The 26,586-nt window shown below is 52.9% G+C and carries 27 protein-coding genes; 16 read left to right on the forward strand and 11 right to left on the reverse strand.

Features of this window, described 5'->3' with window-relative positions; translation table 11 throughout:
• The first annotated feature begins 39 nt into the window (after positions 1-39).
• The gene (gene ypfH, locus ACX9GU_RS07475; RefSeq protein WP_473194346.1) at positions 40-729 is read left to right on the forward strand and encodes an esterase; all 690 of its coding nucleotides are present in this window, start codon (positions 40-42) and stop codon (positions 727-729) included.
• A gap of 28 nt (positions 730-757) precedes the next feature.
• Here the strand turns inward: ypfH and ACX9GU_RS07480 are convergent, their stop codons facing one another.
• From ACX9GU_RS07480 to ACX9GU_RS07495, 4 genes are read right to left on the reverse strand one after another with little or no spacing between them, the layout of a single operon-like run.
• On the reverse strand, positions 758-943 hold the full coding sequence (locus ACX9GU_RS07480) for a YpfN family protein (RefSeq protein WP_021178743.1): 186 nt from the start codon (positions 941-943) through the stop codon (positions 758-760).
• Between the two features lie 2 nt (positions 944-945).
• Positions 946-1,620 carry a M15 family metallopeptidase gene (locus tag ACX9GU_RS07485; protein ID WP_473194347.1) on the reverse strand — a complete coding sequence of 225 codons (675 nt, stop codon included), beginning with the start codon at positions 1,618-1,620 and terminating at the stop codon, positions 946-948.
• Positions 1,617-2,744 (reverse strand): succinyl-diaminopimelate desuccinylase, encoded by a 1,128-nt coding sequence (gene dapE / locus ACX9GU_RS07490; protein ID WP_473194348.1) that lies wholly within the window; start codon positions 2,742-2,744, stop codon positions 1,617-1,619. The genes ACX9GU_RS07485 and dapE overlap by 4 nt, the downstream gene beginning before the upstream one ends.
• Positions 2,741-3,127, reverse strand: a complete 387-nt coding sequence (locus ACX9GU_RS07495; protein WP_021807104.1) for an ArsC family reductase — start codon at positions 3,125-3,127, stop codon at positions 2,741-2,743. Before ACX9GU_RS07495 ends, dapE begins: the two co-directional genes overlap by 4 nt.
• A 461-nt stretch (positions 3,128-3,588) precedes the next feature.
• Here ACX9GU_RS07495 and ACX9GU_RS07500 point away from each other — a divergent pair, with 461 nt between their 5' ends.
• Positions 3,589-4,002 carry a hypothetical protein gene (locus tag ACX9GU_RS07500; protein WP_473194349.1) on the forward strand — a complete coding sequence of 138 codons (414 nt, stop codon included), beginning with the start codon at positions 3,589-3,591 and terminating at the stop codon, positions 4,000-4,002.
• Positions 4,003-4,597: 595 nt separating this feature from the next.
• Here the strand turns inward: ACX9GU_RS07500 and ACX9GU_RS07505 are convergent.
• Entirely contained in the window at positions 4,598-5,029 is a 432-nt protein-coding gene (locus tag ACX9GU_RS07505; protein WP_473194350.1) for a GNAT family N-acetyltransferase, read from the reverse strand.
• Between the two features lie 10 nt (positions 5,030-5,039).
• Entirely contained in the window at positions 5,040-5,519 is a 480-nt protein-coding gene (locus ACX9GU_RS07510) for a tetratricopeptide repeat protein (RefSeq protein ID WP_473194351.1), read from the reverse strand.
• A 220-nt stretch (positions 5,520-5,739) separates the two neighbouring features.
• Between ACX9GU_RS07510 and ACX9GU_RS07515 the strand changes: the two genes are divergently transcribed.
• From ACX9GU_RS07515 to ypfM, 3 genes are all read left to right on the forward strand, one after another.
• The gene (locus tag ACX9GU_RS07515; protein ID WP_473194352.1) at positions 5,740-7,005 is read left to right on the forward strand and encodes an MASE1 domain-containing protein; all 1,266 of its coding nucleotides are present in this window, start codon (positions 5,740-5,742) and stop codon (positions 7,003-7,005) included.
• Between the two features lie 38 nt (positions 7,006-7,043).
• Positions 7,044-8,363, forward strand: a complete 1,320-nt coding sequence (locus tag ACX9GU_RS07520; RefSeq protein WP_473194353.1) for an HdeD family acid-resistance protein — start codon at positions 7,044-7,046, stop codon at positions 8,361-8,363.
• Between the two features lie 456 nt (positions 8,364-8,819).
• Complete coding sequence (ypfM, locus tag ACX9GU_RS07525; RefSeq protein WP_138106377.1) at positions 8,820-8,879, forward strand: protein YpfM; 60 nt, start codon at positions 8,820-8,822, stop codon at positions 8,877-8,879.
• 126 nt (positions 8,880-9,005) lie between these two features.
• Here ypfM and acrD read toward each other — a convergent pair whose 3' ends face one another.
• Positions 9,006-12,134, reverse strand: a complete 3,129-nt coding sequence (gene acrD, locus ACX9GU_RS07530) for a multidrug efflux RND transporter permease AcrD (protein WP_473194354.1) — start codon at positions 12,132-12,134, stop codon at positions 9,006-9,008.
• Between the two features lie 287 nt (positions 12,135-12,421).
• Here acrD and ACX9GU_RS07535 point away from each other — a divergent pair, with 287 nt between their 5' ends.
• Positions 12,422-12,700 carry a winged helix-turn-helix domain-containing protein gene (locus tag ACX9GU_RS07535; RefSeq protein ID WP_071683836.1) on the forward strand — a complete coding sequence of 93 codons (279 nt, stop codon included), beginning with the start codon at positions 12,422-12,424 and terminating at the stop codon, positions 12,698-12,700.
• 26 nt (positions 12,701-12,726) lie between these two features.
• Here the strand turns inward: ACX9GU_RS07535 and narP are convergent, their stop codons facing one another.
• Both narP and narQ read right to left on the reverse strand, forming a co-directional pair.
• Positions 12,727-13,359 (reverse strand): nitrate/nitrite response regulator protein NarP, encoded by a 633-nt coding sequence (gene narP / locus ACX9GU_RS07540; protein ID WP_059201467.1) that lies wholly within the window; start codon positions 13,357-13,359, stop codon positions 12,727-12,729.
• A 125-nt stretch (positions 13,360-13,484) separates the two neighbouring features.
• A complete protein-coding gene (gene narQ / locus ACX9GU_RS07545) occupies positions 13,485-15,167 on the reverse strand; it encodes a nitrate/nitrite two-component system sensor histidine kinase NarQ (RefSeq protein ID WP_473194355.1) in 1,683 nt (560 codons plus the stop codon).
• A gap of 362 nt (positions 15,168-15,529) precedes the next feature.
• Between narQ and napF the strand changes: the two genes are divergently transcribed.
• The 9 genes from napF (at position 15,530) to nudK (ending at position 23,064) form a co-directional block, all read left to right on the forward strand.
• Positions 15,530-16,027, forward strand: a complete 498-nt coding sequence (gene napF / locus ACX9GU_RS07550; RefSeq protein WP_021807093.1) for a ferredoxin-type protein NapF — start codon at positions 15,530-15,532, stop codon at positions 16,025-16,027.
• A complete protein-coding gene (napD, locus tag ACX9GU_RS07555; RefSeq protein WP_473195130.1) occupies positions 16,014-16,280 on the forward strand; it encodes a chaperone NapD in 267 nt (88 codons plus the stop codon). Before napF ends, napD begins: the two co-directional genes overlap by 14 nt.
• On the forward strand, positions 16,277-18,763 hold the full coding sequence (gene napA, locus ACX9GU_RS07560) for a nitrate reductase catalytic subunit NapA (RefSeq protein WP_473194356.1): 2,487 nt from the start codon (positions 16,277-16,279) through the stop codon (positions 18,761-18,763). Before napD ends, napA begins: the two co-directional genes overlap by 4 nt.
• A gap of 10 nt (positions 18,764-18,773) precedes the next feature.
• On the forward strand, positions 18,774-19,526 hold the full coding sequence (napG, locus tag ACX9GU_RS07565; protein WP_021807091.1) for a ferredoxin-type protein NapG: 753 nt from the start codon (positions 18,774-18,776) through the stop codon (positions 19,524-19,526).
• Positions 19,526-20,437 carry a quinol dehydrogenase ferredoxin subunit NapH gene (gene napH, locus ACX9GU_RS07570; protein WP_473195131.1) on the forward strand — a complete coding sequence of 304 codons (912 nt, stop codon included), beginning with the start codon at positions 19,526-19,528 and terminating at the stop codon, positions 20,435-20,437. The genes napG and napH overlap by 1 nt, the downstream gene beginning before the upstream one ends.
• A complete protein-coding gene (gene napB, locus ACX9GU_RS07575) occupies positions 20,434-20,883 on the forward strand; it encodes a nitrate reductase cytochrome c-type subunit (protein WP_021178725.1) in 450 nt (149 codons plus the stop codon). Before napH ends, napB begins: the two co-directional genes overlap by 4 nt.
• Before the next feature lie 11 nt (positions 20,884-20,894).
• Positions 20,895-21,512 carry a cytochrome c-type protein NapC gene (napC, locus tag ACX9GU_RS07580; RefSeq protein ID WP_473194357.1) on the forward strand — a complete coding sequence of 206 codons (618 nt, stop codon included), beginning with the start codon at positions 20,895-20,897 and terminating at the stop codon, positions 21,510-21,512.
• A gap of 225 nt (positions 21,513-21,737) precedes the next feature.
• Positions 21,738-22,235 carry a hypothetical protein gene (locus ACX9GU_RS07585; protein ID WP_473194358.1) on the forward strand — a complete coding sequence of 166 codons (498 nt, stop codon included), beginning with the start codon at positions 21,738-21,740 and terminating at the stop codon, positions 22,233-22,235.
• A gap of 253 nt (positions 22,236-22,488) precedes the next feature.
• Positions 22,489-23,064 carry a GDP-mannose pyrophosphatase NudK gene (nudK, locus tag ACX9GU_RS07590; RefSeq protein ID WP_065686513.1) on the forward strand — a complete coding sequence of 192 codons (576 nt, stop codon included), beginning with the start codon at positions 22,489-22,491 and terminating at the stop codon, positions 23,062-23,064.
• A gap of 465 nt (positions 23,065-23,529) precedes the next feature.
• Here nudK and tal read toward each other — a convergent pair whose 3' ends face one another.
• Positions 23,530-24,480, reverse strand: coding sequence for a transaldolase (tal, locus tag ACX9GU_RS07595; RefSeq protein WP_473194359.1), 951 nt, complete (start codon positions 24,478-24,480; stop codon positions 23,530-23,532).
• Positions 24,481-24,668: 188 nt separating this feature from the next.
• Positions 24,669-25,127: a ribose 5-phosphate isomerase B gene (rpiB, locus tag ACX9GU_RS07600; protein WP_473194360.1), complete on the reverse strand. Its 459-nt coding sequence runs from the start codon at positions 25,125-25,127 to the stop codon at positions 24,669-24,671.
• A gap of 320 nt (positions 25,128-25,447) precedes the next feature.
• Here rpiB and ACX9GU_RS07605 point away from each other — a divergent pair, with 320 nt between their 5' ends.
• Positions 25,448-26,560 (forward strand): MDR/zinc-dependent alcohol dehydrogenase-like family protein, encoded by a 1,113-nt coding sequence (locus ACX9GU_RS07605; RefSeq protein WP_473194361.1) that lies wholly within the window; start codon positions 25,448-25,450, stop codon positions 26,558-26,560.
• Positions 26,561-26,586: the final 26 nt, after the last annotated feature.

Below are 26,586 nucleotides of genomic sequence, written 5' to 3' on the forward strand. Positions count from 1 at the left end.
CGGGTTTGTCCCGGATGTCTCTAATCTGAGGAGTCCCCTATGAAACATTCGCATTTCGTTGTCCAAAGCCCCGCAGCTCCGGCAGAGCAACTGATACTGCTGTTTCATGGCGTGGGGGATAACCCGGTGGCGATGGGGGAGATCGGCAGTTACTTCGCCAAAGATTTCCCACAGGCCTTGGTGGTGAGTATTGGTGGCCCATTCGCTTTTGGCAACGGTGAGGGTCGCCAATGGTTCTCGGTTCAGGGGATCACCGAACACAACCGCACGGAGCGCATTGCCGAAGTGATGCCAACCTTTGTTGAAACCGTGCGCTACTGGCAGCAGCACAGCGGTGTGGGCTACGCGGGCACCGCGCTGGTTGGTTTTTCGCAGGGTTCGATCATGGCGCTGGAGGGGATAAAAGCCGAAGCCAAGCTGGCCGGGCGGGTAGTGGCCTTCAGCGGTCGTTTTGCCCAGTTACCGCAAGCCGACGTTGGTGACAGCGTGGTACACCTGATCCATGGTGAGACAGACGGTGTGATTGCTGCGGAACATGCGCAAGCGGCTGAGGCTCAGTTACAGGCCGCTGGCGCAGATGTGACATTGGATATTGAACCTGGCGTCGGGCACGCAATCAGTTCGGGCATGATGAATGCTGCTCTGGATCGTTTGCATTACTATGTGCCGCAGCGCTATTGGGAAGAGGCGATGTTTGGTAAACGGGGCGATCTGATCGCTTTTAAATAAACAGCAGGGCGCTATGTGCGCCCTGAGGTTATGGCTTTTTCGGCCAGTCGTCTTCGTCGTCCCACTTGGCGTTGTTATCGCGGTGGGGCGGCAATTCAGGCTTGTTGGCCAGGAATTTTCGATGATCCAGGCGGCGTAATTCCTTGATCCCGCTAATGATAATACCTGCCAATATCACCAGGATTATCCACCAGTAGTCAGCTAACCAATGCATGTTTACACCTTTCCTTCAGGGCGAACAAAACGCGAGAATATCGCGGGCAGATGGCTTGCGAGCCAAGCTGCACCAGCAACGTCCTTATCTCGCCAGGCCGCCAGCAGCAGCTCAGGCGTCAGTAAATGCTCGGCCTCTTGCGCCAGCGGGCGATAACTTAAATGCCAGGGTTCCACCGCCACCCCACCTTGATCGGCGGTAAACGGGCGATAGAAGCCAAACTCGGCCATATGTGCAGTCAGCCAAAGATTTAGCGGATGGAAATAACCACCGGCTTCATATTCCCACGGCTCCAACTGCAACTTTTGCCCAACGGGCAGCAACGACGGATCGTAAACATCCAGATCGCTGCCCCAGTGATGACGGCTGGCACCCGGTAGGGCCGACCAACGCAAAATGGCTTCACAACGCTCGGCGGCAGACAATGGCTGGATATCGATCGGTTGGCTATTGTGATCCAATACTGGCCGTTCTCCGCAGAACTTGCCATTCCAGATCGCCAGTTGCCGGTCAAAATCGCGAAAGGTGCTGGCCGGTTGCAGATCGAAGCCTGCCGTTTTAGCCGCCTGTTGCATGGCCTGAAAGGCCACCACCGCAGCGGGTTGCAGCCGGTGATTGCCGCTCAGTACGGTGAGATGCTCCGTCGAGCGCCCGGTGAGCATTTCTGCGCTGATCATGCGACCAGTTGCTCCATGATACGCTGATACATGCGGCTCAGTAACTGCAGATCGGCCGCATGTACGCATTCATTCACTTTATGGATGGTGGCGTTGACCGGCCCCAGCTCAACCACCTGTGCTCCCATCTGAGCGATAAAGCGGCCATCAGAGGTACCGCCGGTAGTCAGCAATTGCGGGGTTAGCTCGGCATAGTGTTCTACCGCATTCACCACGGCGTCGACCAAAGCGCCTCGAGCGGTCAGGAAAGGCTGGCCAGACAGCCACCAGTCGATGCTGTAATTCAAGTTATGGCGATCCAACAGTTCCTGCACCCGTTGCTTTATCAGGATATCGGTCAATTCGGTGCTGAAGCGGAAGTTGAACTGCACGAACATTTCACCGGGGATCACGTTGTTGCTACCGGTCCCGGCCTGCACGTTGGCAATTTGCATGCTGGTTGGCGGGAAGAATTCGTTGCCCTGATCCCACTCAATGGCGACCAGTTCGTTTAACGCAGGCATAGCCCGGTGAACCGGATTATCGGCCAGATGTGGATAGGCGACGTGCCCCTGAACGCCATGTATACGCAGATTGGCGGTGATCGAGCCACGGCGGCCATTTTTCACCACGTCTCCGACCCGCTCGGTGCTTGAAGGTTCGCCGACCAGGCAATAATCAAGGCGTTCGTTGCGAGCCATCAAGGCTTCCACTACCTTCACTGTGCCATGAGTGGCGCTGGCCTCTTCGTCTGAGGTGATCAGAAACGCCAGGCGGCCCTGATGGTTGGGGTTGGCGGCAACGAAGCGTTCTGCGGCTACCACCATGGCGGCCAGGGAGCCTTTCATATCGGCGGCTCCGCGCCCATAAAGCATGCCGTCGCGGATGACGGGCTCAAACGGTGGGTTATCCCAATTTTTCTCGTCGCCGGTTGGCACCACATCGGTGTGGCCAGCAAACGCCAGCGTGCTGCCCTGACCGCGCCAGGCCCAGAAGTTTTGCGTATCGCCAAAGTTCATTGGTTCGACGGTAAAACCGATCGCTTTCAGGCGGGCGATCATCAACTCCTGACAGCCTTCGTCATATGGGCTGAGGGAAGGGCGCTTGATAAGCTGTTGCGCCAGTTCGATAACAGGGCAGATCATGAGTTAACCTCGGTAATAAATTGCTGATAGCTTTCGCTGCTGAAGCCTAGCAGGGCATGTCCTTTACCATCATCCAGCAGGGGGCGTTTGATCATGGCAGGTTGCTCAAGCATCAAGGCGATGGCGGCATCAGCATTGTCGCAGGCATTGCGCTGGGCTTCATCCAGTTTACGCCATGTCGTGCCACGGGTATTCAACAAGGGTTCCCAACCCAGGCGCTCGACAAAATCACGCAACAGCTGTTCGTCCAGCCCGTCTGCGCGATAGTCGTGGAATTGGTAAGCCACTCCCTGTTCTTCCAGCCAGCGGCGGGCTTTTTTGATGGTGTCACAATTTTTGATGCCGAACATGGTCAGCGAGGCGTGCTGCGGTTTGTCTGTCATGGCGTAAAAGCTACCTTTTAATCGTCAAAATCTGTACTGAGCGGCATAAGAGTAGATCACTAACTTATACCGCACGGTGATAGCACAGATAATGCGGGAAAACGGGGTTTAAATCCAGACAGAGATGTGCTCATCATTGACAGAGAGAGGTTTGTATTTAAAAGCCAATACATACAGAATACGTCTGGTTTAGGCAAATTTTTACTCGTTTGTTAGAGTAGAAGGTAAAGCTCCTCTCAGTACTTATTGCTGAATTGTTCGACCTGTATCGCAATTAGCGAAAGTCACAGTATGGTACAGGTTTTTATACTGATACTATGTGGTTATTGTGCATAAACGACTATTATGATGAATGCTTGTTTTTAATAATATAATTGAATCTTTAGGTTTTGCTTGTTCTATAGTAATCGATTAAGTTAGAATAAGAGAAATATCATCTGCAATAAGATAACAGTAATGCTATGAAAATCAATAAATTAATTTTGAAAAATGGATTTACTTACCAAGAACTACTAAAATTAAAGAATCAGTATAGAGCTAAAAAGAATGAAACCTATGGAAAAGGAGTAAAAACGACAGATGATAAATCATTAAAAAACTATATTCTGCTAGTTGCCGAGCTATGCGGTGGGAATATGATGTTTCTTTCCTCTGTTTTTTTTGTGATGATGTTTGGAGCTTACTTTTTTAGTGATGATGTAAAGCAAGCTCTTGTTTATCTGATCCTATTCATGCTTTTTGTTTCTTTCTATATCTGGAGTAATAGCAGAGGAATAAAACTAAGTTTCCTGCTAACTGCAAAATTGGTGAAGCTTAGGTTTTTTATGTTTTTATATCGAGTTTCACCTCCCAAAATAGAGTCGGTTGATATATGAACTATCCCAGACGCTAAATCTGTCTTAGAGGCCTCGCGAGTATCTCCATACCATAAAGATTTAGCATTAGACTTTACATAAATAAGCTTATAATGTGATTTTTTTAAATTAATTAACCAAAGATGTATTAGAAATGAAATCGATTAATGGAAAAACTAAAACGACGAATAGATTGCTGCTGGAGTCAGGTTTCACTCGGCATGAAATCAGGCAGGCAAAAGCCAATGCTAAAATTTTCAACCTTGATTTTATCTATTCGGTCAGGGATGTAGGGAAAAGGACCTTCAGAACGAGCGTTACTTTAACTGTGATATTAACAATCTTCACGATTGGTACCACCATTAAAAATGGTGCCCCAGCCTTAGGGATTATCATTATCATGCTCCTTATGTTAATCATTCCATCATATTATATAACACCAATGAGGTTCTATATTAAATCGATGTGGTTTTTTATTAAGGAGAAAATGCTAAACGTCAATGTGAGCTAGGCATTGAAACGGATATAAGCTGTAAGAAAGTAGGTTGATGGTTTTTCTCTCACATGCTATCCATACACTAGGCTTATTAGGAATCGCTATTTAGCAGTTTGATGTTCAACGCACATACCCGCTATTTTGTAACCTTTCCAGCGTGCTCCCATCGGCATACACCATGCCGGTAGTCAGATCGTGGAAGCCATATCGCTTATAAAATGCCAATTTGTCCGGCACCGAGTAAATAAACACTTTACCTAATGGGGCCAGATCTTGCATGACGCGATCCATCAACTGCTGACCATAACCTTGCCCCTGGAAGCGCGGATGGATGGCGACATCGGCCAGATAAGCTACCGAGGTCATGTCACTGATGGCGTGAGCGGTGGCCATCAGCTCTCCCTCAATAAAGCCCCAATAGCAGAATTGGCTATTTTGGTACACCTTCTGTAAGACCTGTGGATCACGCTCGCCTAGCCCGGCAGCGGCCAGCAATTCGCCTAACTGTTGCCATTCGATATTACATTTACGCGGTTCGGTGATGATCTCCATAATTTTCCCTTCAGCCAATACGATCCAAATCCGCAGCATATTGCTGGATCGCACGCTGGTAGCTGCTGATCTCCGTATGTGCCGAGGTCTCTGCCAACAGGATCAGCAGGTCCGATACCGCCTGTTTGGTTTCCCCCAGATTGTAGAGCGTCATGGCGCGGAACAGCGTGATCTCCTTGGCCTGCGGGAACTCGTTTAACCCGTCGTCGAAAGCGGCTAGCGATTTCTGGTATTCCCCCAATGCGCGATAGGTGCTGCCCAGGCCCAGCCAGGCTTCCTGGCGTAACTGTGCAGGCAGGCCGTGCTGCAAGGCGGCGAGATAACAGGGGATCGCCTGCTGCTCAAAGCCCTGCACATCGTAAAGGCACGCCAGCTGGTAATGCAGCGAGCCATCCAACGGTGCCTGTTGCAGCATCTGTTGGGCCATCTCGGTGGCTTCCGGATAGCGACCTTGTTGTTTCAACTGCTCGATGGTGATACTCGAAGACATGATTTTCCCTTTCAACGGTGTTTTGCTAAATCCTGTAGCAACGTTACTCCTTCACTATTCATCCGCAAAGAAATATATGCCTGGATAGATCTCCGATGAGTTTGAAATAGTACGTTCACATCATGCTGATGTAGAATGTCCTATAGTTAATCAAGCTTTTCTTCACGGCAACACGTGATATTTTTCACAAAATGCCTGCGTGCATACCAGTGAGTAAAAAATGACACCCCAAGTTCCATCGTATGTTCGACAACTTTTCACCCTGCTGCTATGGGGGATAATCTATTACCTCGCCGGATTGATCTCATTAAAATTTGACGACCCTAACTCGCCGATCGCTATCGTGTGGTTTCCCTCAGGCGTTGCGGTTGCCGCCTTTCTTTTGTCCCGCTGGCGCAGTTATTTAACCCTGTTCGTCATTTTGACGTTAGCGAGCTTGTTGTTGAGGGAGGGCTGGCAGCATAAGCCATTGATATCAATGATCGATGCCCTGCTATCCATGCCAGCCAATGTAGCGATAGCCTGGGCGGTTCGACGCTTTGCACGGCTTAATGACGATCTCCATACTATTTTAATCTGTATCACTGCAACCTTGGTCTTCAGCGGGCTGGATGCGCTAATTATTGGTGGGGGTTATGCTCTAATCCACCAGCAGCCTTTGCTCAGCTTGTTCTGGCAGAACTTTATCGCTGATGTTACCGGCATTATCTTTGCCACAGCCGTTATTATGGGGTTTGTTAATCGGCGCTTGGAACCTGCCAGTTGCAATCTGCAAACGGGGCTTCTGGGAGGGGCACTTTGGCTGCTGCTGTGTGTTTCGATCTGGTTTATCTTTGGTTACCCCCTTCTCTGGCTGCAACACAACGCTGCTGCGCTCTACTTTGCCTTGGCATGCCTCCCCATTATTCTGGCTATTATGCTTTCTGTGGCCTGGGGAAATCGCGGGGGTTCTCTCGCGCTTATCACTCTTGGTTTGGGAGTGATTTACTATACCAATCATCAGCATGGGCCCTTTTTTCTAAAGGGCTTACATCTCAATGAGTCTCTGTTATTAGCCTTGAGCTACCTTTCCGCGACGGCGTTGTTAATCGTGTTTATCAGGGTGTTGAAGCACTCGACCAACAGTTTTAACCCAGATACCGGCCGGATAACCGGTAAGGGGGTAATTTATAGCCTCAACCCACGTACCGGGATTTTGCACTGGGAAGATGAGCTCGACAGTTTGTTTGAGCAGAAGGTTCCCAGCAAGCTAGACACCATGGATGACGTCATGCAATGGGTTCATCCGCATGATCAAGGCAAGCTGCGTGACCATTGGCTCCTCAATGATAGCCCTCAACCCCGTCCCCCGTTGGTATTCCGTATCCAGATGCCACAGGGAGAGTGGTTGACGTTGGTGGATAACAGCTGCGTCCTGCTGGATGAGGAAGCACAGAGCATTATTGTCGGCAACTGGCAAGCAAGCCAGTATCACCAGGACAGTTAAATGAACCTATTATTTGCATATTGCGGAGAGTTGCAGCAGTGATCCAGATTGCCCTGTTATTATTCGGCGTTGATTTTGTGCGCTCCAAAGCCAAATTTTTGGGCGTAATCGGGATTATCTGGGGGCTGATGGGGATCGGTATCTTTATCGATGGCCTTGATGGCGTGCTCTATTTTCCCTTACAGGTTTTTGGTGCACTGATGCTTCTGGAGAGCCTGGTCACGTTGAGTATTGCCTCCAGCGGGGTTGGGGCGCAGAAAGCGGTGCTCTATTTCAAGGGCGGGATCTTTTGTGTTGTCGCACTGCTGATCCTGGCGAACAGACCCTACAGTAATTTGCTACTGGCAATCATATTCGGTTTCTCCTATTTCGTTATTGGCTTGTTTATGATCGCTTCTGCCTGGATCGTGCGGTTTCCGCGCTGGAAGAATGCGCTGGTCAGCGGCATTGCTCAGATACTGTTCGCCATGCTCATCTTTAGCCCCTATCCGGTGCACTACAAAGCCACCATATCGTTTTTCCTGGGCACATTGATGGTTGTCAGTGGCATCAATATCCTGCAATTAGCCAGGCGGGCCAACCTTCTAAGGGATGGCACCTCGGTGTTTGAATTGTTGGTACCTACCGAGATATTTTACGTCTTTGGAAAGAAATCGGCGGCTCGGCCCCCCGAGGTGGTTGCCCCCAGCACTGATTTTAAAGAGCCTTTAACCGTCCATATCTGGACCCCGGAAGGAACGGCGAGTGCGGCCCCAATCCCCCGGCCAGTCATTAATCGCTATATCGCGGCCGTAGATGCTCAAGGGGTTATCTCTACCGGGCATGCTGCATTGGAACTGGTACCGAGCATCTACATCAGCCTGTATCCAGCGGCAGATATCGATCGTTCTCCTTCGGAGTTCCTCAATGTGTTGAAGGCGACGCGAGAAAATGACGTGCCCGGCACCTTCCAGCCGGACTATGTTACCGAGGCGGCCAACTGGTGCGATTCGAATCGGCAGATCCAGTTTCACCGTTATAACAGCTCGGCACTACTACGTTTTTGGAGCGGCTATCAGCTGACTAAAATCTACAATCTGACGTCGCGTAACTGCTCCAGTAGTGTTGCCTATGCCTTGGAAGCCTCATTGGATGGTGTGCTTGCCAAACAGAGTAAAAGTTGGCTGGGTACATTACGTATTTTGACCATGCCGGAACTGTGGATTGCCGCGCAGGTACGCAGACGGGCACTCTCAATGGCCTGGACGCCAGGGCTGGTGATGGATTACGCCCGAGCGCTGCGACATATTGTTCACCCCGTGCCTCAGCCATGGTATCAGCGTATTCTCAAGCGCAGGCAGCCGGAAAAAGAGGGGTAGCGACACGTCATGATTATTATACAGCAATAATCACTCAGCAAATTTTTACCGCCAATAACATTGGCGGTCTTTTTTTTGCGTTATTTTTTATGGGATCCGTCCTTATTTCATATTAATGAAATATTAGGGGGCTATCTAAGGTGCAATTTAAAGTCACACAAAAGGAAGTATGCCAATAGGGGGGGCTGGTTATTTTATTGGAATGATCTTGTCTGTGGCACATTAAAATTGGTGTATTGATTTTGTAGGATAAATTCAACCTAACGTAGGTATCTGTTGCCCAGCATCGGTTCAAGAACGCTAAAGAAATTGTTACATCTGGATAGGTTTATGATTAATCTGAAAATATGCTCCATACCTGGGTTTTCTTGGCTGGCATCGTTCCCAAAAGGCTTCACTTGGTCAAAAAACAGGCGTAGAATCCCTGCGTCCAATAACTGGAGGTTGTGAAGTATCATGGTTGATCGTGAGTTAACAAATTGGAAAGACTTTATTGATGAGATGTTAGGTAACTAACACCATATAGGGTTTAAAGCTTGAATAAGGCTATTGGGTTTGTTTTTATTTAAAGCACCTAGGGTAACAATATTAAGTCTTTAGCAAAGCAGCCTCGGTTTCCCGAAGCTGCTTTTTTTACGCCTGCTATTGGCTATCGTGATGGTGAGGAAGCGCCTTACCAGGGAAGCGGCGGCGTACCAATACAAAGAACAGCGGCACAAAGAAAATTGCCAGAACGGTGGCTGAAATCATACCGCCCATCACCCCGGTACCTACCGCATGCTGGCTGCCAGAACCTGCACCGGAACTGATGGCCATTGGCAGAACGCCGAAGATAAACGCCAGTGAGGTCATCAGGATAGGGCGCAAACGCAGGCGCGAGGCTTCCAGCGTTGCCTCCAGCAAATCCTGGCCTTTATTGTTCAGCTCGTTGGCAAATTCCACGATCAGGATGGCGTTCTTGGCCGACAGCCCGATAATCGTCAATAGCCCCACCTGGAAGTACACATCGTTTTCCAGCCCGCGCAGCCAGGTGGCCGTGACGGCACCGATCACCCCCAGCGGTACCACCAACATGACCGAAAACGGGATCGACCAGCTTTCATACAGGGCCGCCAGACACAGGAATACCACTAACAGCGAGATGGCATACAGCGCCGGTGCCTGGGAACCGGACAGGCGTTCCTGGTAGGACATTGCGGTCCATTCCAGACCGAAACCGGTCGGTAGCTGGCTGACGAGTTTTTCCATTTCATCCATCGCGGTACCGGTACTGACGCCCGGGGCAGCCTCGCCCACGATTTCTACCGTGGAGTTACCGTTGTAGCGTTCCAGACGCGGTGAACCATATTCCCAATGGGAGGTAGCAAAGGCGGAGAAGGGCACCATCCCACCGCTGTCGTTACGCACGTACCACTTGTTGATGTCCTCCGGCAGCATACGGAAGGGCGCTCCGGCCTGGACGTACACTTTCTTCACTCGCCCGCGGTCTAAAAAGTCGTTGACGTAGGTGGAGCCCCAGGCGGTTGACAAGGTGCTGTTGATATCGTCGATAGACACCCCCAGCGCCTGTGCCTTGCGCTGATCGATATCGATCTGCAACTGCGGGCTGTCATCAAGGCCATTATGGCGTACGCGCGATAGCTGCGGGTTTTGCCCAGCCAACTGCAGCAATTGATTGCGAGCCTCCATCAGCTTGTCATGCCCCAGCCCGGCGTGGTCTTCCAACTGCATATCGAAGCCCGAAGAGTTCCCCAGCCCGGTGATTGCTGGCGGGCTGCTGGCGATCACGCGCGCTTCGTTGATATTGCTAAAGGCCTTGGTAGCTCGCTCGATGATATCGAACGAACTATTGGCTCCCGAACTGCGTAGATCCCAGTCCTTCAGGCGCAAGAACAGGCGTGCGACGTTCTGGCCGTTGCCGCCTGGCCCGGCACCGATGGTGGAGAACACCGACAGCACGTCGGCTTTCTCTTCGGTCAGAAAGTAGTGCTCAACCTTTTCCACCACCTTGGTGGTTTGTTGCAGGGTGGAACCTGCTGGCAACTGCACCTGTACGGTGAACACGCCACGGTCTTCCTGCGGCAGGAATGAGGTCGGCAGTTTGATAAACAGCACCGCCATACCGGCCAACAGCAGCAGGTAGATCACCATGTAGCGAGCACTGTGATGCAGCACGCGCGCTACCCCACGTTCATAGCGTTCGGTGTTGCGATTGAACATGCGGTTAAACCAGCCGAAGAAACCGCGCTTGCCGTGATGATGGCCTTTGGCGATCGGCTGGAGAATAGTGGCGCACAGGGCCGGGGTGAGGATCATGGCGACCAGCACCGAAAGCACCATGGCGGAAACGATAGTGATCGAGAACTGGCGATAAATGGCGCCGGTGGTGCCGCCGAAGAAGGCCATGGGAATAAATACAGCCGAAAGCACCATGGCAATCCCCACCAACGCGCCCTGGATCTGCCCCATGGATTTACGGGTGGCGTCCCTGGGGGAGAGACCTTCCTCGCTCATCACGCGTTCCACGTTTTCCACCACCACGATGGCGTCGTCCACCAACAGGCCGATCGCCAGCACCATGGCAAACATCGTCAGGGTGTTAATGCTGTAGCCGAAGGCCGAAAGGATGGCAAAGGTGCCCAACAGCACCACCGGAACGGCGATAGTGGGAATTAGCGTGGCGCGGAAGTTCTGCAAGAACAGGTACATGACTAAAAACACCAGCAAAATGGCTTCCAGCAGGGTTTTTACCACATCATGGATCGACGCCTGCACGAACGGCGTCGTCTCATAGGCGATCTTGGCTTCCAGCCCGTGGGGGAAATATTGTGAAAGCTCGGCGATCTTGGCTTTCACCAACTGGTCGGTTTGCAATTCGTTGGCACCGGAAGCCAGCTTGATGTTCATCCCGGCGGCCTGCAGGCCGTTGTAACGGCTGAGGTAGTTATAGTTTTCCCCGCCCAATTCCACCGTGGCAACGTCACCCAGGGTGACCAGCGAACCGTCCCGATTAACGCGCAGCGTGATCTGGCGGAACTGTTCCGGCGTTTGCAACTGGGATTGAGCGTTGATGGTGGCGTTTAGCGCCTGCTGATCCACGGAAGGGGAGCCGCCCAACTGGCCCACCGCCACCTGGGTGTTCTGCGAACTGATGGCGCTGACTACATCCTGAGTGGTGAGCTGATAGCTGGTGAGCTTGTTCGGATCCAGCCAGATACGCATGGCGTATTGTGAACCGTAAACGTCCATGCTGCCCACGCCGTTAATGCGGCTGAGGGGGTCTTGCAGGTTGGAGACGATGTAGTCCGCGATGTCCTGCTTATCCATGCTGCCATCGTTGGAGACAAAGGCCACCATCATCAGCGTGGTATCACCCGATTTTGACACCGTTACGCCTTGTTGCTGTACCGCCTGTGGCAACCGCTTGATGGCGGCCTGCAGCTTGTTTTGTACTTGTTGCATTGCCTCGTTGGGATCGGTGCCGGCATCAAAGGTCAGCGTAACCGAGGCCTGGCCGGTATTGGTGCTCTGGGACGACATATACATCATGTTGTCGAGGCCGGTCATGTTCTGTTCGATAATCTGGGTAACGGTATTTTCCAGCGTCTGTGCCGATGCCCCCGGATAGGAGGCGCTGATACGCACGTTTGGCGGAGCGAGGTTCGGATATTGTTCGACAGGCAGAGAAAAAATCGCCAACGTCCCCGTCAGGCAAAGAATAATTGCCAGAACCCAGGCAAAAATCGGGCGATCAATAAAAAAATTGGCCATGCGGCATGAACCTCGTTGTGACTTATTCTATTTTTGACAGCATCACCTATGCTTTCGCCTGGCGCTGATGGATGGCCGGGCTGTCGCAGGATTTGATTGTACCCAAAGGTGCTACTGCACTTTACTCGTCGAGCGCAGATAAAGCGTGGAGAAAAAAAGGAGATAATGTAAATAACAGTAGTAGAAATCTACAGTTACACATTGGACCACCACGAAACGCGTCATTATGGCGATTTTATTGCGTTACGGTGAAATAATCAGGATGTTTTCCTCATCAGGAGTTAAGCATGGAAATTAACCCGGTATTTGCTCGTCGTCTTTATCTGTGTTGGCTGATCAGCAGCAATGAACGCCCTAACGTTCCGCGCCTGATGGAACTGACCGGTTGGCCGCGCCGTACGTTGCAGGATGTACTCAAAGCTTTGCCAGGCCTGGGCCTGGAGTTGCAGTTTGTGCAGCAGGGGAAGCGTAATAACGATGGCTATTACCAGTTGGCAAACTGGGGCCCGCTAAGCCAAAGCTGGGTTAATCAGCATCATGAGATGCTGTTGGCGGCCATTGGTTGAATGTTCCCCGGCGTGCCGGGGAAGCATTACTGACTTTTCGCTTCCAGATACATCACGGTCGCTGCCACGCGCGAACGCACGTTGAGCTTGCGCAGCATATTGCGGATGTGCACTTTCACCGTCTCTTCAGAAATATGCAACTGCGCCGCGACCTGCTTGTTTGACATGCCGCGCGCCACTTCCTGCAACACATCCAGTTCACGCTCGGTGAGAGCGGCAAAGGGGTCGTGTTGCTCGCTGCGTGACGAAAGATAGTCCGCTACCGCATCGCTAATCACGTTCTGGCCCTCGGCGGCCTGACGAATATGCTCCAGCAACTGTTCTGGCTCGCTGTCTTTCAGCAGGTAGCCATCGGCGCCAGCATCGATCAGCGCATAGACGTCGCTGCGGGAGTCGGAAACGGTCAGCACGATAATGCGTGCATCTACCCCTTCATCGCGCAATGCTTTCAGCGTATCCAGCCCGGAAAGACCCTTCATGTTCAGATCGAGCAGGATCACGTCTGGCGTGAACTGCGCGGCCAGGGCGATCGCCTCAGCACCGCCGCTGGCTTCGGCCACCACGGTGAAGGTAGGATCTAGCCCCAGCAACTGTTTGATGCCACGGCGCATCAACGGGTGATCGTCCACGATCATTACTCGGTAATTATTCATCACAATAAAACGTGCTCCCTGTAGCGAGTAAAGCCACTGCCTACTGCCGGCAGTAAAGCTGACTCTTAAAATATAGTAGTAATTAGCATTGTCGCTCGGCTCGAATGGCCGCCGTGCAATGCTGTTAGCCCTTATGGCGGGAAGCTAAGACAGACCTCCGTGCCCCCGGCATTGCCACGCCTGATATGTAACGTCCCGTTCAGACGCGATGCGCGTTCGCTCATAATGGTTAGCCCGTAATGGCCTTCCGGTTCATCCAGGCTGTCGATGCCGCAGCCGTCGTCACAAATGGTGATCTCGTTGTCGCCGCTGGGGGAGACGTCGCAATGGATCACAATTTCCTGTGCATCGGCGTGTTTGATGGCATTAAGCACGGCTTCACGCACGATCTGTAGCGCATGAACCTGTTGTTGGGCATTCAACGCCTGTGAGGCTAACCGACAGTGTAACTGAATCCGCGCGCTGGTCAGCAGTTTTAATGGTTCCAGTACCTGCTGCAACGCGGCGTTCAGATCGGCATCCTGAATGCTCAACCGGAAGGTGGCCAGCAGTTCGCGCAATTGGCGATAGGCATCCGCCAGCGCCCGATCAAAATCATCAATGATCTCATCTGCCTGCGATGAATGGCCTGTCAGGGTACGTTTGAGCAAGGTAAGCTGGATGCGCAGGAAAGTGAGAGCCTGGGCTAACGAATCGTGCAGTTCACGGGCAATGGTGGCGCGTTCCTCCATCAGCAGGAACTGCATATGCTGCTTTTGTGCCCGGTTAAAGTAAACCCCGCGGCTGAGCATATTGGTCACGCTTTGCATCAGGTGCGGGTGGGGCGGCTGCTGCTCATGTTGCCAGCTCAGGCTACCCAAGGGTTTGTTGTCTTGCATAATCACCTGCGAATGCCAGGCCAGTTCCGCCACGGGTTCACCACTGCTGACCTGCCATTGGCTGAGGCTGTCTTCTACATTGAGCCGGATACAATGTAATTGTTCGCTTAGCTTGATGATATGCAGGACCTTCTCAAACGCCCGCTGATCCAACTGCCCAACGCTCAGCGCCTGGGAGCAACTGTAGAGCACCTCTAGCGTACGGTTAGCCTGCTGTAGCCGCTCGGTTTTTTCCTGCACCTTCTGTTCCAGTGACTGGTAGAGCTTTGCCAATTCGCCAGACATGGTGGTGAAGGTTTGCGACAGGACGCCCAGTTCGTTTGGCAATGAAACGTCGAGCGGCGGATGATTAAAATCACGTTGTTGCATACGCAGGCTGGCGTCCACCAGGCGTTTGAGTGGGGTGACCACTTGGCGGCGCATAAAGCGGATGCAGAACAGCACCAGGGCAATGATGGCGATGTAGCCCATCACGCTGATCGTCGCTACGATGGTCAACTTTTGTTCGGAGTAACGCTGCAAAGCCAAGACAAAATGGTCGATCTGATTAACATAGCTGGCCACGTTGGCCTGATAGTTTTCCGGGTTCCCGGCCAGGATCTGTTTTTCCAGCACCAGCCAGGCTTGGCGCAGCGTCAGGTATTTTTGCCGCACATCATCAGGCACATAAAATCGATCGAGTTTAAGCAGGGCCGGAGCCATCAGCGACTGCTGATACTGCACCAGGTGCTGCTGCACTTCAGCGGAACCGTTAGTGAGCTCATACGCCAACCGGTAGCTCTGCATGCGCAGCGATCCCGCGATATTAACCGCTTCGGCATCTTGCAGGCTGCCGGCCACGGTGGTCAGTGCCAGTCCGGTGGACAACACGGAAAGGATCACGATACTTATCAGCGCCTTCGCCAGGCTGCCGGTCACTGAGCGTTTTACGAGCAATTAAGCGTCCTTCTGGTTATAGGCCTGAGTGTTATGAGCCGTCAAATTATAACTTTTGCTGGCAAAAAGCATGGCGATTTTGAGCAAACGGCCGATTTAGCGCCACAACCAATCTTCGCTATATAATCAAGTAAATAGCGATTTGACGGTCTACCGTTGGCAAAATGCCCTATATCGGCTATCAGTGATTGATCTGGCGCAAGTAATACCTACTTTTACCTATTTAGGGTGATTATCTACCCCCTCCGATAAGCCTATTTTATCCTTGCCTCTTACCCGAGGTGCGAGACAAAAAATAATAAAGTCACACTATAATAATTTTTTACACGCGCGCGTGTTGCCAACTTTGAAGGATAACCCGAATGGCCGAATTGTCGCGACGCAGATTGCTCAGCGGACAATGGCGTCATCAAACTGATGCGATCCGTCCCCCGTGGTCGCGTGAAGCCCCTCTCTTCCTTGCGGGTTGTACCCGGTGCCAGGCCTGCGTTAACGCCTGCGAAACCGGCGTATTGATCAGCGGCAGTGGCGGTTATCCCGAAATCGATTTCCAACGCGCGGAATGTACCTTTTGCCGACAATGCGCAGATGCCTGCGAAGCCCCACTGTTTTACCCACCCCAGCACCAACCCTGGCAACAAGTGGCCTCGTTTTCGGCCGTTTGCCTGGCGATGCAGGGGGTAGAGTGTCGCAGCTGTCAGGACAGTTGTGAAACGCAGGCAATCCGTTTTCGGCCACGGTTAGGCGGCATAGCCCAACCGGCGCTCGAGGCGGCGGCGTGCAATGGTTGTGGTGCCTGCGTTGCCGGTTGCCCGACCTCGGCGATTGCAATAACCCGGAGTGAAAATAATGAGCAGTGAATGGCACGTAAGCGGGTTAATGGTGCAGGCCCGGCCTGACAAATTCCCGGCGCTGATCACGGCGCTGCTGGCTATCCCTGATACGGAAATTCCGGCACAGGATCAACAGCAGGGCAAACTGGTCGTCGTTATGCAAGCAGCACGCTCCCAGGCGTTGCTGGAAAAAATTGAGTCGGCGCGCAATCTGGAAGGCGTGTTGGCAGTGTCGCTGGTTTATCACCAGCAGGATGAGCAAGGTGAGGTAATGCCATGAAACTCAGTCGTCGAGACTTCATGAAAGCGAACGCTGCCGCGGCTGCTGCCGCAGCTGCCGGGCTGACGATCCCAACGGTCGCCCAGGCCGTGGTCGGCAGCGGTGACGAAATCAAATGGGACAAAGCACCTTGCCGTTTCTGCGGCACCGGGTGTGGCGTTCTGGTCGGCACCCAAAATGGCCGCATCGTGGCTTCGCAGGGCGATCCGGATGCTCCGGTCAACCGGGGTTTAAACTGTATCAAAGGCTACTTCCTGCCCAAGATCATGTACGGCAAGGATCGTCTGACACAGCCAATGCTGCGCATGAAGAACGGGCAGTACGACAAAGAAGGTGAGTTTACCCCGATAAGCTGGGAACAAGCCTTCGACGTCATGGCCGAGAAATTCAAAGGGGCCCTGAAAGAGAAAGGCCCAGAAGCGGTCGGCATGTTCGGATCCGGCCAGTGGACGGTATGGGAAGGCTACGCGGCCTCCAAACTGTTCAAGGCTGGCCTGCGTTCCAACAACCTCGATCCGAACGCGCGCCACTGCATGGCGTCTGCGGTAGTCGGCTTTATGCGCACCTTCGGCATGGACGAGCCGATGGGCTGCTACGATGATATCGAGCAGGCCGACGCCTTCGTGCTGTGGGGCTCCAATATGGCGGAAATGCACCCGATCCTGTGGTCGCGCATTACCAACCGCCGCCTGGGCAACGACAAGGTCAACGTCTCGGTACTTTCCACCTTTGAACACCGCAGCTTCGAGCTGGCGGACAACGGCATGGTGTTCACCCCGCAGACCGATCTGGCGATCATGAACTACATCGCCAACTACATTATTCAGAACAATGCGGTTGACCAGGACTTCCTCAAGCAACACGTCAATATCCGCAAAGGGGCGACCGATATCGGTTACGGCCTGCGTCCAACCCACCCGTTGGAGAAAGCGGCCAAGAACCCAGGCAGCGATGCTTCGGAGCCGATGAGCTTCGAAGATTACAAGGCCTTTGTGGCGGAGTATACGCTGGATAAAACCGCTGAGTTAAGCGGTGTACCGAAAGACCAACTGGAAGCCTTGGCCAAACTGTATGCCGACCCGAATGTGAAAGTCGTCTCTTACTGGACGATGGGCTTCAACCAGCATACCCGCGGCGTCTGGGCCAATAACCTGTGCTACAACCTGCACCTGCTGACCGGCAAGATCTCCAAGCCGGGCTGTGGGCCGTTCTCACTCACTGGTCAGCCTTCTGCCTGTGGTACCGCGCGTGAAGTGGGGACGTTCTCCCACCGCCTGCCAGCGGACATGGTAGTGACCAACGAGAAGCACCGCCAGATTGCCGAACAGAAATGGCAACTGCCAGCCGGCACCATCCCGGAAAAAGTCGGGCTGCATGCGGTTGCGCAGGACCGTGCGTTGAAAGACGGCAAGCTGAACGCCTACTGGGTGATGTGTAACAACAACATGCAGGCCGGGCCAAACATTAACGAAGATCGTATGCCGGGCTGGCGCGATCCGCGCAACTTTATCGTGGTTTCCGATCCGTACCCAACGGTGAGCGCATTGGCCGCCGACCTGATCCTGCCTACTGCAATGTGGGTGGAGAAAGAAGGGGCTTACGGTAACGCGGAGCGCCGTACTCAGTTCTGGCATCAGCAGGTGAAAGCGCCTGGCGAGGCCAAGTCTGACCTGTGGCAGTTGGTGGAGTTTGCCAAACGCTTCAAGGTGGAAGAAGTGTGGCCTGCGGAACTGATCAACCAGAAGCCGGAATACCAGGGTAAAACCTTGTACGACGTCCTGTTCGTCAACGGTGAAGTGAACAAGTACAAGCTGGAAGAGATCCCGGCCGACCAGTTGAACGACGAGTCGCGCGACTTCGGTTTTTACATCCAGAAAGGGCTGTTTGAAGAGTATGCCGGGTTCGGCCGTGGCCATGGTCACGATCTGGCGGCCTTTGATATGTACCATAAGGCGCGCGGTTTACGCTGGCCGGTGGTGGATGGCAAGGAAACCCTGTGGCGTTACCGTGAAGGGACCGATCCTTATGTGAAGGCCGGTGAAAGCGTGCGCTTCTATGGCAAGCCAGACGGCAAAGCAGTGATCTTCGCACTGCCGTTCGAGCCAGCGGCGGAAAGCCCGGATCAGGAGTTCGATCTGTGGTTGTCCACTGGCCGCGTGCTGGAACATTGGCACACCGGTTCGATGACTCGCCGGGTGCCAGAATTGCACAGAGCCTTCCCTGAGGCGGTGCTTTTTATCCATCCGCTGGACGCCAAGAGCCGCAATCTGCGCCGTGGCGACAAGGTGAAGGTAGTATCGCGCCGTGGTGAAGTGGTGAGCATCGTCGAAACCCGTGGCCGTAACCGTGTGCCGAAAGGCCTGGTGTATATGCCGTTCTTCGATGCCGCGCAACTGGTCAATAATCTGACGCTGGACGCTACCGATCCGCTGTCGAAAGAGACCGACTTCAAGAAGTGTGCGGTAAAACTGGAGAAGGTATAAGGCCAACGGAATGAGCCAGCAACGAGATAAAACACCGGCCCGGCGGCGCTTCCTGCGGGATGCTGCGCGCAGCGTGGCCGGGTTGGCAGGGATAGGCGTACTGCTGGGGTTGCAACAAAAGCAGTCTCAGGCACGTGATGGCCTGGCCCTGCGGCCGCCGGGAGCACTGGCCGAAGGGGCGTTTGATAGCGCCTGCATTCGCTGCGGTCAGTGTGTGCAAGCCTGCCCGTACCAGACGCTGAAACTGGCGACGCTGCTGTCGCCGAGAGCGGCGGGAACGCCGTACTTTGTGGCGCGGGATATCCCTTGCGAGATGTGTGAAGACATCCCGTGTGTGGTGGCCTGCCCGAGCGGTGCGCTGGATCCGAACCTGACGGATATCGATCAGGCGCGGATGGGGCTGGCGGTGTTGCTGGATCATGAAAACTGTCTGAATTGGCAAGGGCTGCGTTGCGATGTGTGTTACCGGGTTTGCCCGCAGATCGACAAGGCCATCACCTTGGATCTGCAACACAACGAACGTACCGGCAAGCACGCCATGTTTCTGCCGACGGTTCACAGCCAGGATTGTACCGGCTGTGGCAAGTGTGAGCAGGCTTGTGTACTTGAGCAGGCGGCGATCAAGGTGTTACCGATGGAACTGGCGCGTGGCCAATTGGGTGAACACTATCGCTGGGGCTGGCAGGAAAAGCAGCGTGCAGGGCATTCACTGGTGCCGGAAGGCCTCACATTGCCAGCACGTGGCGTAAAGGGAGGTGAATGATGGCTAATCCAGTCGCTGAAGCCGGGCGTGATGCCCGTCTGCGCCATGGCTGGTTGCGCAGCAACCGCTTCCTGATCCTGCGCCGTTGCAGTCAACTGTTGATATTGCTGATGTTTCTCTCTGGGCCACTGTGGGGCATCTGGATCCTGCGTGGTAACTACAGCGCCAGCCTATTGGCGGAGACGGTACCGTTAACGGATCCGTTGATGATGCTGCAAAGCCTGTTGGCCGGGCATTGGCCAGCTTGGTTGGTGTGGGTAGGCGCGGTAGTGGTGCTGATCTACGGCCTGATCGGTAATCGGGTGTTTTGCGGCTGGGTTTGCCCGGTCAACCCGGTGACCGATCTGGCGGCCTGGTTACGACGCAAGTTAGGTTTGCGTCAATCGGCCAGCCTGCCTCGTTCCCTGCGCTATGGCATCTTGCTTGTCGTACTGGTTGGCAGTGCCGTGAGTGGCACGCTGATCTGGGAATGGATTAATCCGGTGGCCCTGATGGGGCGCGGGCTGATCCACGGCAGCAGCGGGGAAGGGGCATTAGCCTGGCTGAAAGGGCTGGGTGCCGCATTTGGTGCTGGCATCTGGCTGATTGTGGCGCTGTTCCTGTTCGACCTGCTGGTGGTCGAACACGGCTGGTGTGGCCATCTTTGCCCAATGGGAGCGCTGTATGGCGCCATTGGTAGCCAGGGTGTGGTGCAGATCAGCGCGGAGCATCGTGATAACTGTACCCACTGCATGGATTGTTTTCATGTTTGCCCAGAACCGCAGATCCTTCGTGAGCCGTTATTAGTAAAAAAAGGCACACCACGGGTTGCCAGTGATGCCTGTATTGCCTGCGGACGTTGTATCGACGTTTGTGCAGAAAACGTATTCGAAATTAAGAGCAAATTTCATTATTCGGGAGCCAAAAAATGACCAGCAATGTCCTGAAAAAGCAGCTTTCCCTGTGGGGCGCGCTGTTAACACTGGTAGTTGCCAGTGCCGCGTTTGCCGCCAGTGATGTCGATCTCAAGCAATCGCCAGAGGTTTCCGGCACGGCTGAAGGGCAGATCAAAATGCCCAAGCAGCAGGAAAAGATGGCGCTAAACTATGTCAACCAGCCGCCGATGATCCCACACAGCGTCGACGGCTACCAGATTAGCAAAAACACTAACCGCTGCTTGCAGTGCCACGGCGTGGAGCACTATCGCACCACCGGCGCACCGCGTATCAGCCCGACACACTTTATGGACAGCGATGGCAAGGTGCTGGGGGAAGTCGCTCCACGTCGTTATTTCTGTCTGCAATGCCACGTACCACAAACCGATGCGGCACCAATCATCGGCAATGATTTCAAGCCTATGCAGGGCTTTGGGCACTAAGCGGGGGAGCTATGGCCGAACGTAATACCACAACATCCGAGAAAAAGGCCGGACCGATCCGTCGTCTATGGCGCTGGTGGCGCAGGCCGAGCAGGCTGGCCCTGGGGACTTTGCTGCTGTTGGGCTTTGTTGCCGGGATCGTTTTCTGGGGCGGTTTCAACACCGGTATGGAAGCGGCCAACACCGAAAAATTCTGTATCAGCTGCCACGAGATGCGTGAAAACGTCTACGAAGAGTATATGGAGACGGTGCACTACAACAACCGCAGTGGCGTCCGTGCCACCTGCCCGGATTGCCACGTCCCGCATGAGTGGGGGCCGAAGATGCTGCGCAAGCTGAAGGCCAGCAAAGAGCTGTACGCCAAGGCGTTTGGCCTGATCGACACGCCGCAGAAGTTCGAAGAGCATCGTCTGACCATGGCCAGCAACGAATGGGCGCGAATGAAGGCCAATAACTCGCAGGAGTGCCGTAACTGCCACAACTTCGAGTATATGGATTTCACCGCGCAGAAAACCGTGGCGGCCAAGATGCATGACAAAGCCATCACCGAAGGCAAAACCTGTATCGATTGCCATAAAGGGATCGCACATAAACTGCCGGACATGCACGGAGTCCCTACCGGATTCTAACTCTGGTGGATATCAACCCCGCAGCGCTGCAAGGCCTGCGGGGTTTTTTTCAATATAATAAGTCGCTCCTCCGTTCTGCCGTGACCAAATGATGAATGTTTGTTTCAGAGCCAGCACAATAGGACTGGATATCATCATTTATCCCAATTGCCTATATTATTTTTATCCAAGTAGGTGCTTGGGTTGGAAAACCAAACGACACACTGACTGAAGAGGATTGATAATATGGACGCTCATGAGTTTATTACTGATGCACGTATGCATGGTTGGGATAAAGAGGATAAGAGTAGCATTTATTCGATGCTGAGTTTTGAAGTTAATCCCAATGTGACAGAGGCCGATAAAAAAATCAAAGTTGGTATCTATTTGTTTAATGCCAGCTTTGATTCCGTAGCCGTCAGGGAGGCCCTCGGCAATGAGAATTTTTCGGGATTTGCTAGCGGCTTTTATAATTGTTTTAATCAAGCGGCCTTAAATAGTGTCAGTACAGGGTATGCTCAAGTCGGTGGTGATACCGTCGGAGAGGTATTGGCACGGCAGCAGGAACTCATCACTGCATATCAGGATATGATCGATAAAGGGATCTTGACGCCCAATTCAATGATGTTGCCCGCTAATGGAGGGCCATTTACTAGTGCATGGCTCGGTGTTGATTTCTATGATGATGAAGGTAACGTGACCAGTGGAACGAGTTTCCAACTGGATGCCATTCCTAAAGCGTAAATAAGCCGGGCTATTATCCGGCTCTGCAACTGTCTTTTTTATAAAAACCTTTTGTTGTAAATGAGAGGTTTTTATCTCGTTGGTATATTTCAGCTGTGTGGCATTGGTTAGCCACGGTAATATCATCTCGCTGAAGTTTTAGTCGTACCCCCCCATTTCTGTTCAGCCTGCGGTTTTTTGTTGCAAATCCGCTGTAGCTGCGCTTTGCTAGTGGCCACAGGTTGCGGTGCATTGGCTAAAGGAAGAAGGGAACATGTCGTCAAAAATAGAAAATATCAGAAAGCAGTTGTTATCGGACAACTGGTACGTACTGAATAAATACACTTTTGAGTTAAAACGTAAAAATGGCGGAACCATCGAACAGGTGCGCGAGGTCTATGACCGGGGCAACGGGGCGACCATTTTGCTGTATAACCGCGCCAAGGGCACCGTGGTGCTGACCAACCAGTTCCGCATGCCGACTTATGTCAATGGCAATGCCACTGGCATGTTGTTGGAAGCCTGCGCCGGGCTGCTGGATGACGATCAGCCCGAACAGTGCGCTCGCCGTGAAGCGGTAGAGGAAACCGGTTTTCAGGTTTCGAAGGTGCAAAAGATCTTTGAGGCCTACATGTCACCGGGGGGCGTGACGGAAATACTCCACTTCTTTATTGCCGAGTACCAGGATGATGAGCGCCAAACCAGCGGTGGTGGTATTGAGGATGAAGATATTGAAGTGGTGGAATTGCCCTTTGGTGAGGCAATCGCGATGATCGCCGACGGTCGCATCAAGGATGGTAAAACCATCATGCTGTTGCAGTATTTGCAGATCCACCGGGTGATGGAGTAGTTTCCCTCACCCCAACCCTCTCCCACAGGGAGAGGGAGCTGTTAGCCCCAGCTCTTTTGCTGGTAAATAGATAATCTCAGCAAACTCGAGCGACCCCCAATCCAATGCGTATCGCCGAATTTTAGAGCCACGTAAGGGATTAGGAAGAAGAAATATAGGGTATTACACAGAGTAATCAACGAACTCGATCGGTCCCCACAGAAAGAAGGAGCTGTTAACCCCTACTCATTTGAAAATAAAGAAGTCATTTTAGCTGGCTTGATCGCCTTTGGCCAAAGTGAGTCACTACATTTAAAACACACTCGATCGGTCCTGAAAATAAAGCAGTCATTTTAGCTAGCGTGATCGTCCTTAGCCAAAGTGAGTCACTACATTTAAAACACACTCGATCGGTCCCCTCTCCCTGTGGGAGAGGGTTAGGGTGAGGGGCAATTGCTTTGCCGATCTCACTTTTCTATCATCGTCTTACAGCTGTGCGATCAGCATGTCTTCCAGCTTCTGCTGGTCGACGGCGAACAGGCGAATGCCTTCGGCCAACTTCTCAACCGCCATGGCATCCTGGTTATGCAGCCAGCGGAACTCCGCCTCGGCCAGTGGCGCAGGCTGATAAAACCCTTCGGTAGACGGCGTCAGTTTACGTTCGATAGGCTGATTGCTTTGCTTCAACTCTTCCAACAGGTTTGGTGCAATGGTCAAACGGTCACAACCCGCCAACGCCAGGATCTGCTCAACCTTACGGAAGCTGGCACCCATGATCACGGTCTGATAGCGGTGCTGTTTATAGTATTCATAAATGGTACGAACGGACTTCACGCCCGGATCCTGCTCGGCATCGTAATCGGTCATCGGCTGTCTGGCCTGATACCAGTCGTAGATGCGGCCAACGAACGGCGAAATCAGATAGACACCGGCTTCGGCACAGGCACGGGCCTGAGCAAAGGAGAACAGCAGCGTCAGGTTGGTGTTAATGCCTTCTTTTTCCAGCTCTTCGGCCGCCTTGATCCCTTCCCAGGTGGCTGCCAGCTTGATCAGAATGCGGGATTTATCGATCCCCTGGTGTTGATACATGCCGATCAGCTTGCGTGCTTTGGCCACGCACATACCGCGATCGAAGGATAGACGGGCATCCACCTCGGTGGAGATACGGCCCGGCACGCTTTTTAGAATTTCTACCCCGATATTCACCGCCAGTCGGTCACTGGCGTTAATCAGCTGGGTTTCTTTGCTGCCGCCTTGCTGACGGGCGTACTCCAGCGCTTCGGTGATCAGCGACTTATACTGCGGTAGCGCCGCGGCCTTGAGGATCAACGAAGGGTTGGTGGTGGCATCCTGCGGTTCGAACTGGCGAATGGATTCGATATCACCGCTGTCGGCAACGACTACGGTCAACTGTTTGAGTGCGTCTAATTGATTCATTGATAAGCTCCTTGCCCAAAGTCATAACAGTAAATGAGAACGTATTTCATTATGGTTAACACCATGCATCATATGGCTGATGAATGAAATACGCTTTTTCTGATTGTTGCAATGGATAGAAACAATGGGGGGCGCCAATGCCGGCTGGCTGCGCTCCCCCAGGCATTGACGCTTTATCGGCATTGGGTTCAGCGTTGACCAACGACCTGTTCGTAATAGCCTATCCTTGCCACCTTAGGCGCCGACCCCCCCCCTTCAAATTCAGAGCTCAACCAGGCTTCGACGATCGATTTTGCCAGTTCCGGGCCAATGACGCGTGCGCCAAGCGTGATGATTTGCGCATCGTTGCTTTTACGTGCGCGCTGTGCCGAATAGGTATCATGGCACTGTGCTGCGCGGATCCCCGGGACCTTGTTGGCCACAATGCTCATACCAATACCGGTGCCACACAGCAAAATGCCACGTTGGTGTTTCCCATCCTTAATGCCTTGCGCCACCTGAAAGGCGATATCGGGATAGCCGATGGGGGCCGTATCGCTTCCCGGTGAGTAGTCGGACACCGGAATATCGCGCTGTTGCAGAAACGCAACGATCACATTCTTCAGTTCAATGGCGGCATCATCGGCGCCAATCGCAATAGGCTGCATAACACATCTCCTGCTGGTCAAGGGTAAGGCTGACGATCCCCGGTGGCGCGTCATGGCTATTACCATAACCATGATTTATCAAATGTTCAATTGGTGTTCATTTGTTTTTATTTTTATTAGCGGGTTATGGCCGCCAAAGGTGATTAACATCACGAATAAATCGGCTTAAAGGCCTTTTTGATGACTTTGCGAGGGCTTATTGAGCAGGATCACAATTTCAAAGGTTGGTGGTGGGCAAACATGTTGAGAGTATGTAGTGTTTATTTGTTCTTTGTGTGTACTTATGATCATAAAAATAAACCCTACCCGAGGATAGAACTATGTGTCAGAACTGCGTAACAGCGGCAAACATGGCCGAAGGCATTCCTGAAACCATGAAAGCGGTGGTGGCCTATGCCCCGCAGGATTACCGCCTGGAGATTGTGGCGGTACCGAAAATTGGCCCGCAAGAGATCCTGGTGAAAGTTGAAGCCTGCGGAATCTGCGCCGGTGATGTTAAAGCGTTTGAAGGGGCGGCCAGCTTTTGGGGGGATGAAAAACAGCCGGCTTACATCAAAGCGCCGATGATCCCAGGCCACGAATTTATCGGCCACGTGGTGGGATATGGTGAGGGCGTTGAAGGATTCAAGTTGGGCGATCGGGTGATCTCTGAACAGATTGTTCCCTGCTGGCAATGCCGTTTCTGTAACCGTGGCCAGTATTGGATGTGTGAGAAACACGATCTGTATGGCTTCCAGAAAAACGTTAATGGCGGTATGGCGGAATACATGAAGTTCACCAAAGAGGCCATCAACTATCACGTTCCTGCGGATATGCCGATCGAAGACGCCATTCTGATCGAACCCTATGCCTGTTCTTTCCATGCGGTACAGCGCGCCAACATCAAGCTGGGTGACGTGGTGGTGCTGGCGGGGGCCGGAACGCTGGGTTTGGGGATGATCGGGGCGATTAAAAAATCCGGCCCATCGAAGCTGGTGGTGCTCGATCTGTCTAACGATCGCTTGGCGTTGGCGAAAGAATTTGGTGCCGACGTTGTGCTGAACCCACTGCGCGATGATGTGATGGCGATCGTTAAAGACATGACCGAAGGCTACGGCTGCGATATCTACATTGAAGCTACCGGCGCGCAGCAATCTGTCGAACAGGGGCTGATGCTGATCCGCAAATTGGGCACCTTTGTCGAGTTCTCGGTGTTTAAAGATCCGGTGACCGTTGATTGGAGCATTATCAGCGATCGTAAGGAGCTGGACGTGCTGGGATCGCACCTGGGCCCTTACTGTTATCCGTTGGTGATTGAAGGGATCCGCAATGGCGATCTGCCCACCAAAGGTGTCGTCACCCAAACGTTGCCGCTCGAGCAGTTTGCTGAAGGCTTCGCCATGATGAAACGGGGCATCGGCTCAATCAAAGTGGTGCTCAACCCAAATCTGTAATGCCTGCATCATTCTTCGGGTGCGGG

The sequence above is a fragment of the Serratia sp. K1WW1 genome, from assembly GCF_055790865.1.

Bases quoted from the DNA above. Each gene is read 5' to 3' on its own strand.
- napB (WP_021178725.1), top strand. From the start codon at position 20,434: ATGACCAGCAATGTCCTGAAAAAGCAGCTTTCCCTGTGGGGCGCGCTG.
- tal (WP_473194359.1), bottom strand. From the start codon at position 24,480: ATGAATCAATTAGACGCACTCAAACAGTTGACCGTAGTCGTTGCCGAC.
- nudK (WP_065686513.1), top strand. From the start codon at position 22,489: ATGTCGTCAAAAATAGAAAATATCAGAAAGCAGTTGTTATCGGACAAC.
- ACX9GU_RS07500 (WP_473194349.1), top strand. From the start codon at position 3,589: ATGAAAATCAATAAATTAATTTTGAAAAATGGATTTACTTACCAAGAA.
- ACX9GU_RS07495 (WP_021807104.1), bottom strand. From the start codon at position 3,127: ATGACAGACAAACCGCAGCACGCCTCGCTGACCATGTTCGGCATCAAA.
- napH (WP_473195131.1), top strand. From the start codon at position 19,526: ATGGCTAATCCAGTCGCTGAAGCCGGGCGTGATGCCCGTCTGCGCCAT.
- ACX9GU_RS07505 (WP_473194350.1), bottom strand. From the start codon at position 5,029: ATGGAGATCATCACCGAACCGCGTAAATGTAATATCGAATGGCAACAG.
- ACX9GU_RS07515 (WP_473194352.1), top strand. From the start codon at position 5,740: ATGACACCCCAAGTTCCATCGTATGTTCGACAACTTTTCACCCTGCTG.
- ACX9GU_RS07605 (WP_473194361.1), top strand. From the start codon at position 25,448: ATGTGTCAGAACTGCGTAACAGCGGCAAACATGGCCGAAGGCATTCCT.
- ACX9GU_RS07535 (WP_071683836.1), top strand. From the start codon at position 12,422: ATGGAAATTAACCCGGTATTTGCTCGTCGTCTTTATCTGTGTTGGCTG.
- ACX9GU_RS07480 (WP_021178743.1), bottom strand. From the start codon at position 943: ATGCATTGGTTAGCTGACTACTGGTGGATAATCCTGGTGATATTGGCA.
- ACX9GU_RS07510 (WP_473194351.1), bottom strand. From the start codon at position 5,519: ATGTCTTCGAGTATCACCATCGAGCAGTTGAAACAACAAGGTCGCTAT.
- ypfH (WP_473194346.1), top strand. From the start codon at position 40: ATGAAACATTCGCATTTCGTTGTCCAAAGCCCCGCAGCTCCGGCAGAG.
- napG (WP_021807091.1), top strand. From the start codon at position 18,774: ATGAGCCAGCAACGAGATAAAACACCGGCCCGGCGGCGCTTCCTGCGG.
- dapE (WP_473194348.1), bottom strand. From the start codon at position 2,744: ATGATCTGCCCTGTTATCGAACTGGCGCAACAGCTTATCAAGCGCCCT.
- ACX9GU_RS07585 (WP_473194358.1), top strand. From the start codon at position 21,738: ATGGACGCTCATGAGTTTATTACTGATGCACGTATGCATGGTTGGGAT.
- rpiB (WP_473194360.1), bottom strand. From the start codon at position 25,127: ATGCAGCCTATTGCGATTGGCGCCGATGATGCCGCCATTGAACTGAAG.
- napC (WP_473194357.1), top strand. From the start codon at position 20,895: ATGGCCGAACGTAATACCACAACATCCGAGAAAAAGGCCGGACCGATC.
- napA (WP_473194356.1), top strand. From the start codon at position 16,277: ATGAAACTCAGTCGTCGAGACTTCATGAAAGCGAACGCTGCCGCGGCT.
- napF (WP_021807093.1), top strand. From the start codon at position 15,530: ATGGCCGAATTGTCGCGACGCAGATTGCTCAGCGGACAATGGCGTCAT.
- ACX9GU_RS07485 (WP_473194347.1), bottom strand. From the start codon at position 1,620: ATGATCAGCGCAGAAATGCTCACCGGGCGCTCGACGGAGCATCTCACC.
- acrD (WP_473194354.1), bottom strand. From the start codon at position 12,134: ATGGCCAATTTTTTTATTGATCGCCCGATTTTTGCCTGGGTTCTGGCA.